Annotated in this window: 15 protein-coding genes; 5 read left to right on the top strand and 10 right to left on the bottom strand. The window is 62.3% G+C overall.

The window, feature by feature from the left end:
- Window positions 1-176 precede the first annotated feature (176 nt).
- Genes lpdA through LQ249_RS20430 form a run of 4 tightly spaced genes read right to left on the bottom strand, consistent with a single transcriptional unit; the run spans window position 177 to window position 5,125 of the window.
- Entirely contained in the window at window positions 177-1,556 is a 1,380-nt protein-coding gene (lpdA, locus tag LQ249_RS20445) for a dihydrolipoyl dehydrogenase (RefSeq protein WP_104902826.1), read from the bottom strand.
- A 4-nt stretch (window positions 1,557-1,560) separates the two neighbouring features.
- On the bottom strand, window positions 1,561-2,829 hold the full coding sequence (locus LQ249_RS20440; RefSeq protein WP_232565851.1) for a dihydrolipoamide acetyltransferase family protein: 1,269 nt from the start codon (window positions 2,827-2,829) through the stop codon (window positions 1,561-1,563).
- Window positions 2,830-3,888 (bottom strand): alpha-ketoacid dehydrogenase subunit beta, encoded by a 1,059-nt coding sequence (locus LQ249_RS20435; protein ID WP_017847500.1) that lies wholly within the window; start codon window positions 3,886-3,888, stop codon window positions 2,830-2,832.
- 1 nt (window position 3,889) lies between these two features.
- Window positions 3,890-5,125: a 3-methyl-2-oxobutanoate dehydrogenase (2-methylpropanoyl-transferring) subunit alpha gene (locus LQ249_RS20430; RefSeq protein WP_126589067.1), complete on the bottom strand. Its 1,236-nt coding sequence runs from the start codon at window positions 5,123-5,125 to the stop codon at window positions 3,890-3,892.
- 195 nt (window positions 5,126-5,320) lie between these two features.
- Here LQ249_RS20430 and LQ249_RS20425 point away from each other — a divergent pair, with 195 nt between their 5' ends.
- Together LQ249_RS20425 and LQ249_RS20420 are read left to right on the top strand one after the other, a co-directional pair.
- A complete protein-coding gene (locus tag LQ249_RS20425) occupies window positions 5,321-5,803 on the top strand; it encodes an Lrp/AsnC family transcriptional regulator (protein ID WP_017847498.1) in 483 nt (160 codons plus the stop codon).
- A gap of 415 nt (window positions 5,804-6,218) precedes the next feature.
- The gene (locus LQ249_RS20420; protein WP_126585770.1) at window positions 6,219-7,844 is read left to right on the top strand and encodes a methyl-accepting chemotaxis protein; all 1,626 of its coding nucleotides are present in this window, start codon (window positions 6,219-6,221) and stop codon (window positions 7,842-7,844) included.
- 31 nt (window positions 7,845-7,875) lie between these two features.
- Here LQ249_RS20420 and LQ249_RS20415 read toward each other — a convergent pair whose 3' ends face one another.
- Complete coding sequence (locus LQ249_RS20415) at window positions 7,876-8,739, bottom strand: MBL fold metallo-hydrolase (protein WP_232565850.1); 864 nt, start codon at window positions 8,737-8,739, stop codon at window positions 7,876-7,878.
- A 319-nt stretch (window positions 8,740-9,058) separates the two neighbouring features.
- Here LQ249_RS20415 and LQ249_RS20410 point away from each other — a divergent pair, with 319 nt between their 5' ends.
- The 3 genes from LQ249_RS20410 to LQ249_RS20400 all read left to right on the top strand — a co-directional run bounded on the left by LQ249_RS20410 (window position 9,059) and on the right by LQ249_RS20400 (window position 13,534).
- Window positions 9,059-10,234: a porin gene (locus LQ249_RS20410; protein WP_017847495.1), complete on the top strand. Its 1,176-nt coding sequence runs from the start codon at window positions 9,059-9,061 to the stop codon at window positions 10,232-10,234.
- Window positions 10,235-10,482: 248 nt separating this feature from the next.
- Window positions 10,483-11,640 carry a nitric oxide-sensing protein NosP gene (gene nosP / locus LQ249_RS20405; RefSeq protein WP_102618595.1) on the top strand — a complete coding sequence of 386 codons (1,158 nt, stop codon included), beginning with the start codon at window positions 10,483-10,485 and terminating at the stop codon, window positions 11,638-11,640.
- Entirely contained in the window at window positions 11,570-13,534 is a 1,965-nt protein-coding gene (locus LQ249_RS20400; RefSeq protein WP_079444258.1) for a PAS domain-containing hybrid sensor histidine kinase/response regulator, read from the top strand. Before nosP ends, LQ249_RS20400 begins: the two co-directional genes overlap by 71 nt.
- Window positions 13,535-13,756: 222 nt before the next feature.
- Here LQ249_RS20400 and LQ249_RS20395 read toward each other — a convergent pair whose 3' ends face one another.
- The 5 genes from LQ249_RS20395 to LQ249_RS20375 form a co-directional block, all read right to left on the bottom strand.
- A complete protein-coding gene (locus LQ249_RS20395) occupies window positions 13,757-14,422 on the bottom strand; it encodes a response regulator transcription factor (RefSeq protein WP_017847492.1) in 666 nt (221 codons plus the stop codon).
- Between the two features lie 24 nt (window positions 14,423-14,446).
- On the bottom strand, window positions 14,447-14,986 hold the full coding sequence (locus tag LQ249_RS20390) for a PQQ-dependent catabolism-associated CXXCW motif protein (protein ID WP_046382809.1): 540 nt from the start codon (window positions 14,984-14,986) through the stop codon (window positions 14,447-14,449).
- Between the two features lie 108 nt (window positions 14,987-15,094).
- Window positions 15,095-15,886, bottom strand: coding sequence for an ABC transporter permease (locus LQ249_RS20385; RefSeq protein ID WP_057005597.1), 792 nt, complete (start codon window positions 15,884-15,886; stop codon window positions 15,095-15,097).
- Window positions 15,883-16,623, bottom strand: a complete 741-nt coding sequence (locus LQ249_RS20380; RefSeq protein ID WP_017847489.1) for an ABC transporter ATP-binding protein — start codon at window positions 16,621-16,623, stop codon at window positions 15,883-15,885. Before LQ249_RS20380 ends, LQ249_RS20385 begins: the two co-directional genes overlap by 4 nt.
- Window positions 16,620-17,579 carry a YVTN family beta-propeller repeat protein gene (locus tag LQ249_RS20375; protein ID WP_017847488.1) on the bottom strand — a complete coding sequence of 320 codons (960 nt, stop codon included), beginning with the start codon at window positions 17,577-17,579 and terminating at the stop codon, window positions 16,620-16,622. Before LQ249_RS20375 ends, LQ249_RS20380 begins: the two co-directional genes overlap by 4 nt.
- Between the last annotated feature and the right edge of the window lie 14 nt (window positions 17,580-17,593).

Raw genomic sequence — 17,593 nt, 5'->3', positions numbered from 1 at the left:
GTCAAGTCGGTTTTTTTCTGAATGGGCGCAACAATACTGCATTCTTGCTTCATGTGGGAGCGGGCTTTTGTGGGAGGGGGCTTGCCCCCGATGAGGGCGCGCCAGTCGGCACATGCGTTGACTGGCCACCGCTATCGGGGGCAAGCCCCCTCCCACAAAAGCCCGCGGGGCGTTTTTTACAGGTGGAGGGGGTGGCCCAGCGCTCGTAGGGCGGCTTCCTGGACGGCTTCGCCTAGGGTCGGGTGGGCGTGGATGGTGCCGGCCACGTCTTCCAGGCGCGCGCCCATTTCCAGGCTCAGCCCAAAGGCGGTGGACAGCTCGGACACGCCGACGCCAACCGCCTGCCAGCCGACAATCAGATGATTGTCACGCCGCGCCACCACCCGCACGAAGCCGCTTTTCGACTCCAGGGTCATGGCCCGGCCATTGGCCGCGAACGGGAAGCTCGACACGATGCAGTCCAGCCCCGCCGCCTTGGCCTCGTCGGGCGACTTGCCGACCACCACCAACTCCGGGTCGGTAAAGCACACGGCCGGGATCGCCGCCGGGTTGAATTCGCGGTGTTGACCGCTGATCAGTTCGGCGACCATTTCGCCCTGGGCCATGGCCCGGTGCGCGAGCATCGGCTCGCCGCTGAGGTCGCCGATGGCCCACACATTGCGCATGCTGGTCTGGCAGCGGTGGTCGATCCTGACCGCCGCGCCGTGCATCTCCAGGTCCAGCGCTTCGAGGTTCCAGCCCCGGGTGTTGGGGGTGCGACCGACGGCGACCAGCACCTGATCGGTCTCCAGCGACACGGTGTCGCCCTTCGGGTCGCGCACTTGCAGGCGGTTGTGCTCAAAGCCGGTGACGCTGTGCTTGAGGTACAGCTTCACACCCAATTGCTTGAGCGACTCGGCCACCGGCTGGGTCAGCTCGGCGTCGTAGGCCGGCAGGATACGCTCCTGCGCTTCGACCACGCTGACTTCGGCGCCCAGCTTGCGGTAGGCAATCCCCAGTTCCAGGCCGATATAACCGCCACCCACCACAATCAGGCGCTTGGGCACGCGGGTCGGCGCCAGGGCTTCGGTGGACGAGATGATCGGCCCGCCGATCGGCAGCATCGGCAGGTTGACGCTTTTCGAGCCGGTGGCCAGCAGCAGGTGTTCGCACTGGATACGCTGGCCGTCGACGTCGACGGTCTTGCCGTCCACCACCTTGGCCCACCCGTGGATGACCTGCACCTTGTGTTTCTTCAGCAGCGCGGCAACCCCGCTGGTCAGGCGGTCGACGATGGCGTCTTTCCAAGCCACGCTTTTGCGGATGTCCAGGGTCGGCACATCCACTTCGATGCCCAGTTGGGAGCCCTGGCTGTGGTGTACGGTCTGCTGGAACTGTTCGGCCACGTGGATCAAGGCCTTGGACGGGATGCAGCCGATATTCAGGCAGGTGCCGCCCAGCGCCTGGCCTTCCACGAGGATGGTCGGGATGCCCAGCTGGCCGGCGCGGATCGCCGCTACATAACCGCCAGGGCCGCCGCCAATGATCAGCAGGGTGGTGTGCAATGTCTGAGTCATGCCCTTACTCCAGGAACAGGCTGGCGGGTTGTTCGAGCAGGCCGCGAATGGCCTGGATGAATTGCGCCGCGTCCATGCCGTCGACCACGCGGTGATCGAACGAGCTGGAGAGGTTCATCATCTTGCGGATCACGATCTGGCCCTTGATCACCATCGGCCGCTCGACGATGCGGTTGACGCCGACGATGGCCACTTCCGGCAGGTTCAGCACCGGCGTGCTGACGATGCCGCCCAAGGCGCCGAGGCTGGTCAGGGTGATGGTCGACCCCGACAGTTCGTCGCGGTTGGCCTTGCCAGTGCGCGCGGCGTTGGCCAAACGCGCGATTTCCTCGGCATTGCCCCACAGGCTGCGCGCTTCGGCGTGGCGCACCACCGGCACCATCAGGCCCACATCGCTCTGGGTGGCGACGCCCACATGCACCGCACCGAGGCGGGTGATGACCTGGGCTTCGTCGTCGTAACGTGCGTTGATCTGTGGGAAATCGCGTAACGCCACGACCATGGCGCGCACGATGAACGGCAGCAGCGTCAGCTTGCCGCGTGTCGCACCGTGTTTTTCATTGAGGTGTACGCGCAGTTCGTCGAGGGCGGTGACGTCGATCTCTTCCACATAGCTGAAATGCGCGGCGCGCCGGGTGGCGTCCTGCATGCGCTGGGCGATTTTGCGGCGCATGCCGATCACCGGGATCTGTTCTTCGTCGTTGCGTTCGGCGTAGGGATTGGCGGCCGTAGTTTTTTTCGCCGGACTCTGGAGCAAGTAAGCGTCCAAATCTTCGTGCAGAATCCGGCCCGCCGGACCGGACCCCTGCACCAGGCGCAGGGGAATGCCTGCATCCAGCGCATGCTTGCGCACGGCGGGGGAGGCCAGCGGACGCTCTTTGGCATCGCGGGCCACGGGGGCCTGGGGCGCGACGGACGGTTTGAGTGCCAGTGTGCTTTCTACCGCTGGGGCCGGCTTGCTTTGCGCTACCGGCGCAGGCGCCGCCTTGGCCGGTTCAGCCGTCATCGGCACGTCTTTGGTATTGCCCGCGCCTTCCACTTCGATGCTGATCAGCACACTGCCCACGGCCATGACTTCACCCGGCTCGCCGCCGAGGGCAAGTACCTTGCCGTGGACCGGCGAGGGAATGTCCACCATCGCCTTGTCGGTCATCACATCCGCCAGCACCTGGTCTTCGACGACCAGGTCGCCGACCTTCACATGCCAGGCCGAGAGTTCAACTTCTGCGATGCCTTCGCCAATGTCCGGCATCTTGATAACGTGCGTGCCCATTCAGACCTCCATGACCCGTTTCAACGCCGCGCCCACACGGGACGGCCCTGGGAAATACGCCCATTCCTGCGCGTGCGGGTAGGGGGTGTCCCAACCGGTGACGCGTTCGATCGGCGCTTCCAGGTGGTGGAAGCAATGTTCCTGCACCAGCGCCACCAGCTCGGCGCCAAAGCCGCAGGTGCGGGTGGCTTCATGCACCACCACGCAACGGCCGGTCTTTTTCACCGAGTTGACGATGGTTTCCAGGTCCAGCGGCCACAGGCTGCGCAGGTCGATGACCTCGGCGTCGATACCGGTTTCTTCGGCGGCGACTTGCGACACGTACACGGTGGTGCCGTAGGTCAGCACGGTGACGGCCGAACCCGGACGCACGATCGCGGCCACGTCCAGCGGCACGCTGTAGTAACCGTCCGGCACTTGCGCCTGCGGGTGTTTCGACCACGGCGTTACCGGGCGGTCGTGGTGGCCGTCGAACGGGCCGTTGTACAGGCGCTTGGGTTCGAGGAAGATCACCGGGTCGTCGTTTTCGATCGAGGCGATCAACAGGCCCTTGGCGTCATAGGGGTTGGACGGCATCACCGTGCGCAGGCCGCAGACCTGGGTGAACACCGCTTCGATACTCTGGCTGTGGGTCTGGCCGCCGTAGATGCCGCCGCCGCAGGGCATGCGCAGGGTCAACGGCGCGGTGAACTGGCCGGCCGAGCGATAACGCAGGCGTGCCGCTTCGGAGATGATCTGGTCGCTGGCTGGGTAGACGTAGTCGGCGAACTGGATTTCCGCCACCGGGCGCAGGCCGTAGGCGCCCATGCCCACCGCCACGCCGACGATGCCGCTTTCGGAGATCGGCGCGTCAAACACCCGCGAACTGCCGTACTTGTTCTGCAAGCCTTCGGTGCAACGGAATACGCCGCCGAAATAGCCGACGTCCTGGCCGAATACCACCACGTTGTCGTCACGCTCAAGCATCACGTCCATGGCCGAGCGCAGGGCCTGGATCATGGTCATGGTGGTGGTGGTCATGGCGGTTTCCAATTCGATGCTGTTGTTGTGATCGTTCATGTCAGACCCCCAACTCTTGACGCTGGCGCTTCAAGTGCTCCGGCATCTCTTTGTAGACGTCTTCGAACATGGTCGCGGCGCTTGGAATCTGGCCGCCGGCGAGGGTGCCGTACTGTTCGGCTGCTTTCTGCGCCTTGACCACTTCGGCCTCCAGTTCGGCACTGACCGTCGCGTGTTCCTCTTCGGACCACTGGCCGATCTTGATCAGGTGCTGCTTGAGGCGCGCAATCGGGTCGCCCAGGGGGAAGTGGCTCCAGTCGTCGGCGGGGCGGTACTTGGACGGATCATCCGACGTGGAGTGCGGGCCGGCGCGGTAGGTGACCCATTCGATCAGGGTCGGGCCGAGGTTGCGGCGCGCGCGTTCGGCGGCCCAGGCGGAAGCGGCGTACACCGCGATGAAGTCGTTGCCGTCCACGCGCAGCGAGGCGATGCCGCAACCGACGCCGCGTCCGGCGAAGGTGGTGGCTTCACCGCCAGCGATGGCCTGGAAGGTGGAGATTGCCCACTGGTTGTTGACCACGTTGAGAATCACCGGCGCGCGATAGACGTGGGCGAAGGTGAGGGCGGTGTGGAAGTCCGATTCGGCAGTGGCGCCGTCGCCGATCCAGGCCGAGGCGATCTTGGTATCGCCCTTGATCGCCGAAGCCATGCCCCAGCCCACACCTTGTACGAATTGGGTAGCAAGGTTGCCGGAAATGGTGAAGAAACCGGCGTCTTTCACCGAATACATGATCGGCAACTGCCGGCCCTTGAGCGGGTCGTGCTCGTTCGACAGCAGTTGGCAGATCAGGTCCACCAGCGGCACGTCGCGGGCCATCAGGATGCTTTGCTGGCGATAGGTGGGGAAGCACATGTCGTCGATGTTCAAGGCCAGGGCCTGGGCGCTGCCGATGGCTTCTTCGCCGAGGCTCTGCATGTAGAACGACATTTTCTTCTGACGCTGGGCGACCACCATGCGGTTGTCGAAGATGCGCGTCTTGAGCATGGCGCGCATGCCCCGGCGCAGGATCTCGACAGGCACGTCTTCAGCCCACGGACCGAGGGCCTGGCCCTGGTCGTCGAGCACGCGGATCAGGCCCTTGGCCAAATCGGCGGTGTCGGCGGGTTCTACGTCGATGCTGGGTTTGCGCACCAGGCCGGCGTCGGTCAGACGCAGGTAGGTAAAGTCAGTCTTGCAGCCTGGGCGGCCCGAGGGTTCGGGAACGTGCAGGCGCAGCGGTGCATACGGCTGGTTCATGGCTTTCTACGCTCGATCTTGTGAATTTCTTGTAGTGGGCGCGCTAGCTGACCGTCATCCTCCGGGTAGGAGAAATCTTGTCCTACAACAATCATAGGCGGGGCGTAGAAGAATATTTATCTGTGTTTCGTTGCGCTCGGGCTCATTTGCGGATAAAAAAACTGCATAAACATAATAAACAGGTGATTTTGTCTCATGCGCAAACTGGACCGTACCGATATCGGCATTCTCAACGCCCTGCAGGAGAATGCGCGCATCACCAACGCCGACCTCGCCCGCTCGGTCAACCTGTCGCCTACGCCGTGTTTCAATCGGGTCAAGGCGATGGAGGAACTGGGCCTGATTCGCGACCAGGTAACCTTGCTCGATGCCGACCTGCTGGGGCTGCACGTCAACGTGTTTATCCATGTCAGCCTGGAAAAGCAGAACGAACTGGCCTTGCAGCAATTCGAAGGGGCGATTTCCGACCGGCCCGAGGTGATGGAGTGCTACTTGATGGCCGGCGACCCGGACTATTTGATCCGTGTGTTGGTGCCGACGATCCAGTCGCTGGAGCGTTTCATGATGGACTTTCTGACCAAAGTGCCAGGTGTTGCCAATATCCGCTCCAGCTTCGCTCTTAAACAAGTGCGCTATAAGACCGCGTTGCCACTGCCGCCGGATGGATTGATGGTCTGAGACAAGGTTCGCGGCGCAACGCAACTCATGCATTGCTCTTTATTGGCGCGCGCGCTTTTTAGTATTGACACCTGTCAATGTATGTTTTACCTGAGCGCTCTATTGTATCGGCTACGTTCCCCATTCAAGTGGCCGGACAAGTCATGGAGAATCAGCCGCCAAGGTGCCGTGTACCCTACGACTTTAATCTAACTTCGTATTCTAAATATTGCCGCCTGGGCCGATTGACTTCCAACGCGCTTTGGGCTTCAGGCTGGATGAGTTTTGTTGTTTAGCTAAGTAATTAAAAAGAACGGGGTTTTTTTCTTGCATCATAAAAATTTCCTTGATCGCTCACGAATTTTTCACGCGTTATTAAACAAATTAGTTGCTATAAGCCACCTAACTAACAAGTCCACGTAAAAGGTGAATCGAGATGTCTATGAGATCCCTGAAATTGAATCTACGTACCACCCTTTGTTTCGGAGTGGTTTGCATTCTGCTGTTAATACAAGGGGGCATGACGCTGGTAAAAGTCGATTCCGTCTATTCTTCAACCATCGAGATTGAAAGCAACTGGCTGCCCAGTATTCGCCTGGCCGGAAGAATCGATTCAGCCCTGTTTAAGTTGCGTCTGGAGTTGCGCCGTTTTGCCATGGACAGTGCCCGGCAGGATCAAAGTTCACGGGATAGCCTTCAAAGTATCCGATCGGAGTTGATGAAGATCGCCCAGAGCTACGCTCCCATGGTGTCGAGCCCCGAGGAGCAGGCCAAATATGACGAAGTCATGAGCAGTATTGGCACTTACAACCAGAAGATCGACGAGTTTCTGACACTCTCTACCACAGGCTCCTCCGCGCAGATCGCCGCTTATCTGAGCGACGTGCAAGCCCCCGTCGCCCTCAAGGCGCAGGACTCGATCAACGACCTGATCACCCTGAACGGGCGCGGCTCCAATGAGGCGGTGCGGATCGCCTCCAGCGAATACAACGCGACTCGTCTGTTTACCTGGGTGCTGATGGGCGCTTCAGTGCTGTTGACCGTGGTCGTCGCGAGCCTGTTTACCCGCAGTATCATTACCCCAGTGCGTGAGTTGCTGGTGTCGACCTCCAAGATCGCCGACGGTGATCTGCGCGTGGCCATCGCCGTCAACGGCAAGGATGAGCTGACGGAGCTGCAACAATCGACTGCCGCGATGCAGATGAACCTCAAAACCACTTTGCAGCACATCTCCGAAGCCTCCGGGCAGTTGGCCTCGGCTGCCGAAGAGATGAGTTCGATTACCCGTGAGTCCAGCGCCGGTATCGAGCGCCAGAGCATGGAAACCGACCAGGCCGCCACGGCGGTCAATGAGATGACTGCGGCGGTGGAAGAAGTCGCGCGCAATGCCGTCTCGGCCTCCCAGTCGACCCAGGACTCCCAACGCTCGGCCCAAATCGGCCAGGAGCGTGTGACCCAGACCATCGCGTCGATTGAAAAACTCAGCGCCACCGTGCAGCAGACCGGTATGGAAGTCGAAGGCCTGGCCAAGCAGGCCCAGGACATCGCACGGGTGGTGGAAGTGATCCGCTCGATTGCCGAACAGACCAACCTGCTGGCGCTGAACGCCGCCATCGAAGCGGCGCGGGCCGGCGAGCAAGGCCGAGGGTTTGCGGTGGTGGCCGATGAAGTGCGGGCGCTGGCTCACCGGACCCAGACCTCGACCCAGGAAATCGAGCAGATGATCGCGAAGATCCAGGTCTGTTCCAACGAGGCGGTGTCGTCGATGACCATGAACCGCAGCGAAGCGGTGGACTCGCTGAAAATCGCCCACGAAGCAGGCCAGGCCATCACCCAGATCACCGAAGCGATTGCCGACATCAACGACCGGAACCAGTTGATCGCGACGGCCTCCGAAGAACAGGCGCATGTGGCGCGCTCCGTCGACCAGAACCTGATCAGCATTCGCGACCTGTCGATCCAGAGTTCGTCGGCCGCCGGGCAAACGTCGATTGCCAGCCACGAACTGTCGAAGCTGGCGATGGATCTCAAGCAGATTGTGGCTCAGTTCTCCATCGCGTGAACCCGCGACGCAGGTGGCCGGTTGAGCGCGTTCAGAGCTGATTGAGCGGGATCTTCAGGTACACCACCCCATTCTCTTCGGGCGGCGGCAGATTCCCCGCCCGCACATTCACCTGGATCGCCGGCAGCAGCAGTGTCGGCATCCCCAGCCCGGCATCGCGCTGGGTCCGCATCTGCACAAACGCCGCTTCATCCACCCCGTCATGCACATGGATATTGCCCGCGCGCTGCTCGGCCACGGTGGTCTGGCACCGGGCCTCACGGCCCTGTGGCGGGTAGTCGTGGCATACGTACAGTCGGGTCTGCGGCGGGAAGGCCAGGAGCTTGTGCATCGACGCATACAGCTGGTGTGCATCGCCACCGGGGAAGTCGCAGCGGGCGGTGCCGACGTCGGGCATGAACAGGGTGTCGCCGACCAGGATCAGTTGATCGTCGATCAGGTAGGCCATGTCCGCCGGGGTGTGGCCGGGCACGTGCAAGGCCTGGGCCTTCAAGTTGCCGATAGGGAAGATTTCATCCGGGGCGAACAGGTGGTCGAACTGCGAACCGTCGACGCGAAATTCCGGCTCCAGGTTGAACAGGTGCTTGAACACGTGCTGCACTTTGCTGATGGCCTGGCCAATGGCGATCTTGCCGCCCAACGTCCGGCGCAGGTAAGGCGCGGCGGACAGATGGTCGGCATGGGCGTGGGTTTCCAGCAGCCATTGCACCTGCAAGCGATGTTCGCGCACGTAGGCAATCACCTTGTCGGCCTGGCGTGTGTCGGTGCGCCCGGAGGCCGGGTCGTAATTGAGCACCGAGTCGACGATGGCGCAGGGGCCATCGTCGGCCTCATGCACCACATAGGTGTAGGTCGACGATGCCTCGTCCAGAAAAGCCTGAATCAACGCGGGCATGGGCGGCGGTCCTTGGTGGCGGGCTGCGGGTTACATTCGCGATGTGTCCCACATGGGCTTGGCAGATTAAGGGAAAAAAACGCTGCGAGGCAAAGTGTCGACCTGTAACAGGACATGACGCGGTCTTTCGGCATGTTGTTCAGGGTCGGTCTTACACCCTAAGTGCCGCGTCTGTGAACGGGCCGGTCTTACACCGAATTTGCCGAGCCCCCGCTGCCCGTCCAAAGCACCCTGAAATTGGCGCCAAGGCAGCGTAGGCCGTGGCCTGGCAGCTTTCGATAATCGCCTCCGACATCATGTCCCCGTTGCGGAGCGCACCATGCATAACAATAAGAAACTCCCCCTGCGTCTGTTGCCTGTGTTTCTCGTCGGCCTGGGCCTGAGCCCGTTCGCCAGCGCTGAAATCATGCTGTACGACAAAGACGAAACCACCTTCTCCACCGATGGCTACATCAACGCCTTCTACGTCAACAGCAACGTAGACCGCGCCGGTGACCAATACGACCGCCGCCAGGCTCGGGTGAAGATGGGCTTTTTGCCCAACTACCTGGGCTTCAACATGACCAAGCAGGCCGACGACCTCAAGCTCGGCGCCCGTGCCTCGTTCTGGGTGACCATCAACGACAGCCAGACCAACGGCACCGACACCGCCATCGATGTGCGCCAGTTCTACGGCACAGTGGCCAACCCGGAGTGGGGCGAAGTGCTGATCGGCAAGGACTTCGGCCTGTTCGCCCGCTCCAACATCCTGCTCGACGAATTGCTCGCGGGCTACGGCCAGGTCAGCGACAGCCTCGGCCTGGTCGACGGCGGCGGGGTTTCGTTCGGCAATATCGGCAGCGGCTATCCATACCCGTTCCCGACCTCGCAGATCACCTACCGCACCCCGGTGATGGACGGCCTGCGTGTTGCCGTCGGCATCCTCGACCCGGTCGATACCAACGACAGCAGCCCCCAAGGCAAGGCCTACCAGAAAAACCCGCGTACCGAGAGCGAGATCACCTACCAGTTCGACCTGGGCGGGGCGAAGATCTACAGCTGGCTCAACGGCAGCTACCAGACCTCGGACAACACCGATTCCAATGTCGACAGCGTCACCTCCAAAGGCGTGGGCTACGGCGTACAGGCGAAAATGGGCGGCCTGTCCCTGACCGGCTCGGGCTTCCAGGCCAAGGGCATCAACCCGTTCTTCACCAACAATGCCGGCGAAGCGACCCTGCGCAATGTCGACAGCAACGGCTACCTGCTGCAAGGCTCCTACAAGCTGGGCAAGAACCGCCTGGCGCTGTCGTATGGCAAGACCAAGGACGACGGCAACGGCGTGGTGGGCAGCGGCGCCGACTATGACACCCGTGGCATTGCGCTGTTTCACGACGTGAACGACAACCTGAAGCTGGTCGCTGAATACAACCAGTTCCAGATCAAGGGGCATGACACCAGCGCACAAAATGAAGACACCGACACCTTCGCCGTCGGTGCCGTGCTCACCTGGTAAGACCTGACTGCCCTGGTCTTTAAGTGGTACGCGGTCAAAATGTGGGAGGGGGCTTGCCCCCGATAGCGGTGGTTCAGTTGGCTCATTTGTAGCTGATCCACCACCATCGGGAGCAAGCTCCCTCCCACATTTGATTACCTGCATCCTGGGCGTCTCATCCCATCGCATCCCCCCACCCAGTACCCAAGTAGCATAGGTTCCGCCCCCCCAGCCTTCGTACACTCATGCCTCAGAGCGGAGAGTCGACGATGCACAACCATGAAGGCGTAGTCAGTGCCATGTCTCTGGCCACCGATGCCGGGCAGGCCGCCGAAGAATTGGCCGAGCAACTGCTGCATCCGTACCTGGGCTTCGTGCTGTTTTTCTGCTCGGCTTCCTACGACCTGCAGGCGCTCGGCCAAGCCCTGCAACGTTGTTTCGGCAATGTGCGCCTCGTCGGTTGCACCAGCGCCGGCGAGATCACACCCCAAGGCTACGGGCGCAATTGCGTGACGGCGATGGGCTTTAACCACGCGCATTTTTCGATTGCCACCGAACTGATCGACCAGGTGGAACACTTCAGCCTGATCGACGCCCAGCACATGGTTGAACGTCTGGTGGGCGGCTGTCGCAGCAACACCCTGGCGCCGATCAAGGGCAACACTTTCGCCCTGACCTTGCTCGACGGGCTGTCCAGCCGTGAAGAAATGGTGCTCGCGGCCCTCAGCGCGGCGCTCGGCGATATCCCGCATTTCGGCGGTTCGGCCGGCGACGACAACTACCTCACGCACACCCACGTGTATTTCAACGGCGCGTTCCACAGCGGCGCGGCCGTGGTGGTGCTGGTCAATACCTGGCTGGACTTCGAGGTGTTCACCACCCACCACATTCTGCCGCGTGCGGAAAAACTCGTGGTGACCGGCGCCGACAGCCCGTCGCGGCGGGTGTTCGAGCTCAACGCCGAGCCCGCCGCGGAGGAGTACGCGCGGCACATCGGCGTGGCCGTTGCCGACCTCGACCACCGCATCTTCGCCGCGCACCCGCTGGCGGTACGTATCCACGACCAGTACTACGTCAGGGCGATCCAGCAGGTGCATGACGACCTGAGCCTGAGTTTCTACTGCGCCGTGGAAAACGGCATCGTCCTCACGGTGATGACACCCGGGCCGATCCTGCCGAACCTGGTAACCCTGTTCGACGGCCTGCAATCGCGCCTCGGCGAGCTGCTGCTGACCATTGGCTGCGACTGCTTCCTGCGCCGCCTGGAGCTGGAAGACAGCGGCACCCTGGAGCAGATCGGCGGCTTCCTGCGCGACCAGCGGGTGATGGGGTTCAACACCTACGGAGAACAGTTCAATGGCATGCATATCAACCAGACCTTCACCGGCGTCGCCATTGCCCGAGGGCGAGCCCCAGGATCGCAATGAACTGTTGGCCGAGTTGGCGCGGCTACGCCTGGACAACTACAAGCTGACGCGGATCAACGCGGCGCTGATCGAGCGCATCGAGTCCGGGGTGACCCAGGGCAACGACCCCTACACCACGTTCCAGCACTCGGTGGTGCTCGCCGAACAAGTGCGCGAGCGCACCGACGCGCTGAACCAGGCGATGGCCGAACTGCGCGCCAGCAACCACTTGCTGATCAACGCCCGCCTGCGCGCCGAAACCCTGCGCCGCGAGCAGGCCGCGGCGCAAAAGGCGCAGGAGAGCGAGCGCTGGATTCGCCTGATCACCGACCATGTGCCGGCGCTGATCGGCTACCTGAATGCCGACCTGGTGTATGAGTTCACCAACAAGGTCTATGAAGAATGGTACTGCTGGCCGCGGGGCATGATGCTCGGCCAGAGCCTGCGCGAAGTCCACAGCGAACAACACTGTCAGCGCCTGGATGCCTACGTCTCGCGGGCGCTGGCGGGGGAGAGCGTGACCTTCGAATTCGCCGAAACCAACATCAACAACCAGGAGCGCTACATGCTGCGCTCCTACGTGCCCAACCGCCTGGCCAGTGGCGAAGTGGTGGGGATCTTTGTGCTGATCCGCGACATCACCGAGCGCCGGCGCACCGCCGAAGCCTTGCACCAGGCCTATCAGAACCTGGAGCTGCGCGTCGCCCAGCGCACCTCGGAACTGACCTCGCTGAACGACCAGTTGCTGCGCGAAATCGACGAACGCCGCCGCGTGGAATCGCGCCTGCGCGAAGCCAAGCTCGAAGCCGAGCAGGCCAACCTGTCGAAAACCAAATTCCTCGCCGCCGTCAGCCACGACCTGTTGCAACCGCTGAACGCCGCGCGCCTGTTCACCGGCGCCTTGCTTGAACGCCGCGAACCCCAGGCCAATGAAACCCTGGTGCGCAACGTGAGCAACTCGCTGGAAGACGTGGAAAACCTGTTGGGCACCCTGGTCGATATTTCCAAGCTGGATGCCGGGGTGATCAAAGCCGATATCGCCCCGTTCGCCCTCAGCGAGCTGCTCGACAACCTCGCCGTCGAATTCACCCAACTGGCGCGCAGCGAAGGCCTGGAGTTGCACTTCGTCGGCTGCTCGGCGCTGGTGCGCAGCGATATCCAGCTGCTGGCGCGGATTCTGCGCAACCTGCTGAGCAATGCGATTCGCTACACCTACTCGGGGCGCGTGGTGCTGGGCTGCCGCCGCCAGCACCAGCGCTTGTCGATCCAGGTCTGGGACAGCGGCATGGGCATTGCCGAAGATCGCCTGGAGGAAATTTTCCAGGAGTTCAAACGCGGCGATGTGCAGCGGCGCGACCAGGATCGCGGGTTGGGCCTGGGCCTGGCCATCGTGGAAAAAATCGCCGGCATCCTCGGCCATCGCATCACCGTCAAGTCGTGGCCGGGCAAGGGCTCGATGTTCGCGGTGGACGTGCCCTTGAGCGCCACCGCGCCCAAATCGCTGCCGCAGCCGTCCATGAGCGAGCCGATGCTGGAGCGCCTGCAAGGCGCGCGGGTGTGGGTGCTGGATAACGACGCAGCGATCTGCGCCGGAATGCGGACCTTGCTGGAGGGGTGGGGCTGCCGGGTGGTCACCGCGTTATCGGAACAAGACCTGGCGCGGCAGGTGGACAACTACCACGCCGAGGCCGACCTGCTGATCGCCGATTACCACCTGGACGATGAGCAGAACGGCGTCGACGCCGTGGCACGCATCAACGCCCGGCGCGCCAGCCCGATCCCGGCCATGATGATCACCGCCAATTACAGCAACGAACTGAAGCTGCAGATCCGCGAACTGGGACACACCTTAATGCACAAGCCGGTGCGGCCGATGAAGCTCAAGACCGCGATGAGCCACCTCTTAGGCAAATGACCACCGAACGCTCCTCAAACAGCGATCAAACAGAGATCCAGAGATCCAGAGAACCAGAGATCCAGAGATCTAGAGATCAAATGGAGATCCAATGTGGGAGGGGGCTTGCCCCCGATAGCTGACTGTCAGTCACTGCACCTATAACTGATCCACCGCTATCGGGGGCAAGCCCCCTCCCACACAAGCCCCCTTCCACAAGGGTTCTAAGTTGTTTCCGAAAGATCAGCGACGCAGATAAGAACCAAAATCAATATCCCCTGCACTCAAAATCGCCTGCACCCGATTATGCACATTCAACTTGCGCAAAATCGCCGACACATGGGCCTTCACCGTGGTCTCGGCGATCTCCAGGGTGTAGGCAATCTGCTTGTTCGACTCGCCCTTGGTCATCCGCTCCAGCACCAGCAACTGCTTGCGGGTCAACGCCTGCAGCAATTCCGGAGCGAAGCCCGGGTTTTCGTTCAGGCGCCGGTGGGTGCCGGGTTTCTGGGTGCGGATGATGTCCGGCGGCAGGTACACATTGCCGTTGAGAATCTGCTGGATCGCCTCGGTCATTTGCTGGCGCGGCGACGACTTGGTGATAAAACCGACGGCGCCATAGGTGATGGCCTGCAGCACGATTTGCTTGTCTTGCTCGGCGGACACGATCACCACCGGGATGGTCGGCGATTCGTTGCGCAGGTTGATCAGGCCATTGAGACCGTGCATGCCGGGCATGTTCAGGTCGAGCAGGATCAGATCGAGGTCGTCGTGTTCCTGGGTCAGCGCCAGGGCGCTGTCCAGGTCGGCGGTCTCCATCACTTCGCTGCCGGGGAAACCATCGCTGATGACGTTATGAATCGCTTCGCGAAACAGTGGGTGATCATCGGCAATCAGGATTTTGTACATGGCCGTTCACCTTTCTTATTGTGGTTATTCAAATGGCTCGGGTTGCGCCACCGACACCGGCAGCTTCGCCGCTTCCCAGGCATCCAGGCCATCGCGATACCAATACACAGAGGTATAGCCCAGGTTGGCCGCACGTTTTACCGCGTTCCAACTCAGCCAGCAATCGGAGCGGCAATAGAAGACCAATGGTCGTGCCAGGTTGCCGCCGCTGTAGGTGTACAGGTGGCGCACGAAATAGCTTTGCCACTCCGGCGTGAGGTCGCCGTCGCCGGTGTTGGCCAGCCAACGGCTGCCGGGCAGGTTGGCGTGGGGCTGGTCTTCGATGAAGCGGCCTTGCAGCCACTGGCGGCGATACGTATCGATCAGCACCGGGGCTGGGGTTTGGGTCAGCAGGGCTTGCAGGGCAGGGGTGTCGATGATCGTCGCGCCCTGCACATGATCGGGCGTGGGGCTGCGATACAGGCTGATGCGATAGCCGTCGGCGGAAAATAATGCGGTATCGGCCTGTACGTTGGCGGCAAACAGGCACAGCAGCGCCAACAAGGGCAGTCGGGCAGGCAGCATGGCAGGGCGATCCTTATCGTTATGCGCCCATTACACGTGAGTCCCGAGCCCTTGGGAATGCGACGATAGACAGGAAAACCAGTACTAAAGTAGTAGTTTTTGCCGCCCTCAGCCTTTTTTGCGCAACGCCGCATGCTGGGGGTTGAAGGTCAGCACCGCCAACACCGCGAACAGTACGGTCAAGCCCAGGCACACCGCGAGGGCCAGGCCGGCGAAGCGTTCATACAGGGCAAAGCGCACCAGCTCGACGGCGTGGGTGAAGGGGTTGATTGCGCACAGCCAATACAACCACTCGCTGGAGTCGCGCATCTTCCACAACGGGTACAGCGCCGACGATATGAAAAACAGCGGGAAGATCACGAAATTCATCACCCCGGCAAAGTTCTCCAGTTGACGGATCGCGTTCGACAGCAGCAAACCCAGCGCGCTCAGCATCAAGGCCACCAGCAGCAAGGCCGGCAGGGCGATCAACAGCCCCATGACAGGCGGTTGCACGCCGTAGACCCAGGCGATCGCCAGGAACCCGTACACCTGCAACAGTGAAATCAGCGCGGTGGCGAGCAACTTGCTGCACAGCAAAAACGTGCGCGGCAGCGGGCTGGTCAGCAGCACGCGCATGCTGCCCATCTCGCGGTCGTAGACCATCGACAGCGAACCCTGCATGCCGTTGAACAGCAGGATCATGCAAGCCAGCCCCGGGATGATGTAGACCTCATAGGGAATGTAGGTGTCGTAGGGTTCGATCACCGAGATACCCAGCGCGGCGCGGAACCCGGCGGCGAACACCAGCAGCCACAACAGCGGGCGCACCAGGGCGCTGAGAAACCGCGTGCGCTGCAATACAAAGCGCAGCCACTCGCGCAGCACGATGCCGCGCAAGCATTGCCAGTAAGCGTTCATGCCGGGGCTCCCGTCGTTGTGGGGCGGGTCAGGCGCGCAAAGACGCTGCCGAGGTCGCCACCCTGTTCGAGGATCAGCGCATCGACCTGCCCGCTGGCCACCAAGCGGCCCTGGTGCAGGATCATCAACGCATCGTCGGGTTGCACTTCATCGAGCAGGTGGGTGGTCCACAGCACGCTGATGCCTTGCTCAAGGCACAGGTTGCGCACGTGCTGGTTCAGCGCCAGGCGGCTGGCGGGGTCGAGGCCGACGCTGGCTTCATCCAGCAGCAGCAAGCGCGGTTCATGCAACAACGCCCGGGCGATTTCCACGCGGCGCCGGTGCCCGCCGTTGAGCTCGCGGACTTTTTCGCGGCGCCGCTCGGTGAGGGCCTGGCGCGCCAGCTCGGCGGCGACGCGCACGTCGGTCTGGCGCCGCGACAAACCGTGCAGCGCGGCGTGATAACGCAGGTTCTGTTCGACGCTCAAGTCCAGGTCCAGGGTGCTTTGCTGGAACACCACCCCCAGTTGCGTGAGGGCTGCGCGCGGTGCATCGCGCAGGGAGTGGCCGCCGACGCGGATGTCGCCGCTTTGCAGGTCGTACAAGCGCGTGAGCAGGGCGATCAAGGTCGACTTGCCGGCGCCGTTGGGCCCCAGCAACGCGGCGAACCGCCCCGGTGCCAGGCTGAAGCTCACCTCGTGCAAAGCCTGGCGCGCGCCATAGGCGAAGCTCAGGTCGCGCACCTCCAGGGCGTTCATGGCGTGACCACCACGCCCCATGGATAACGCCCGACCTTCACCGACTTGAGCACCTTGAGGCTGTCCACATCGATCACCGACACGTCGCCGCTGACGCCATTGGTGGCCAGCAACTGTTTTTCGTCCGGGGTAAATGCCATCTGCCACACGCGGCGGCCCACCAGCAGGTAGTCGAGGATCTCGAAGGTCTTGGCGTCGATCACTGCCACATGGTTGGCCGGGCCCAGGGCGACAAAGGCGTACTTGCCGTCGGAACTGAGCTTGATCCCCACCGGCTGCACCTTGTCCGGGTGGACGCCCTTGATCTTGAACGTCAGGGTTTTGAGGATCGCGCGGCTGGCCACATCGAGAATGGTCACGGTGCCGCCGATCTCCGCCGAGGCCCACAGCTGCGAGCCATCGTGGTTGAACTCGACGAAGCGCGGGCGCTGGTCCACCAGGGTGCTGTCGACCAGGGTCTGGGTGCTGGTGTCGATCCAGTGCAGCATGTTCGTGGTTTCGCTGGTGTTCACCGCCCACTTGCCGTCCGGGCTCACGGCCATGCCTTCGGGCTCTACGCCGACGTTGATCTGGCCGAGCACCTTGGAGGTCTCGGTGTCGATCACCGTGACCAGTGCATCGTCTTCGTTGGACACATACAGCCAGCGGTCATTGGGGTGCAGGGCGAACTGCTCGGGGTCTTTGCCGGAGGGCAGCTCCTTGATGATCTTGCGCGTGGCCACGTCCATCACCTGCACGCGGTCCGAGTCGCTGGCGCAGATGTACAGCAGCTTTTTGTCATGGGACAGCAGCAGGCCCCGCGGGCGCTGGCCGACCTTGAGCGTGTCGGTGACTTGCAGGGTCTGCATGTCGATCAGGCTGAGGGTGTTGTCTTTCTCGTTGGAGACCCAGGCGGTGCTGGCCACGGCGTGCCCGGCGGCAAGCAGCAGGGCGCATGAGAGCAGGGTGCGGCGCATGGCGGATTCCTTAT

The sequence above is a fragment of the Pseudomonas sp. 7-41 genome (assembly GCF_021233075.1).
Lineage (GTDB): Bacteria > Pseudomonadota > Gammaproteobacteria > Pseudomonadales > Pseudomonadaceae > Aquipseudomonas > Aquipseudomonas veronii.
Note: the sequence above shows the minus strand (reverse complement) of the source record. Positions and strands in the feature narration are given on the sequence as shown.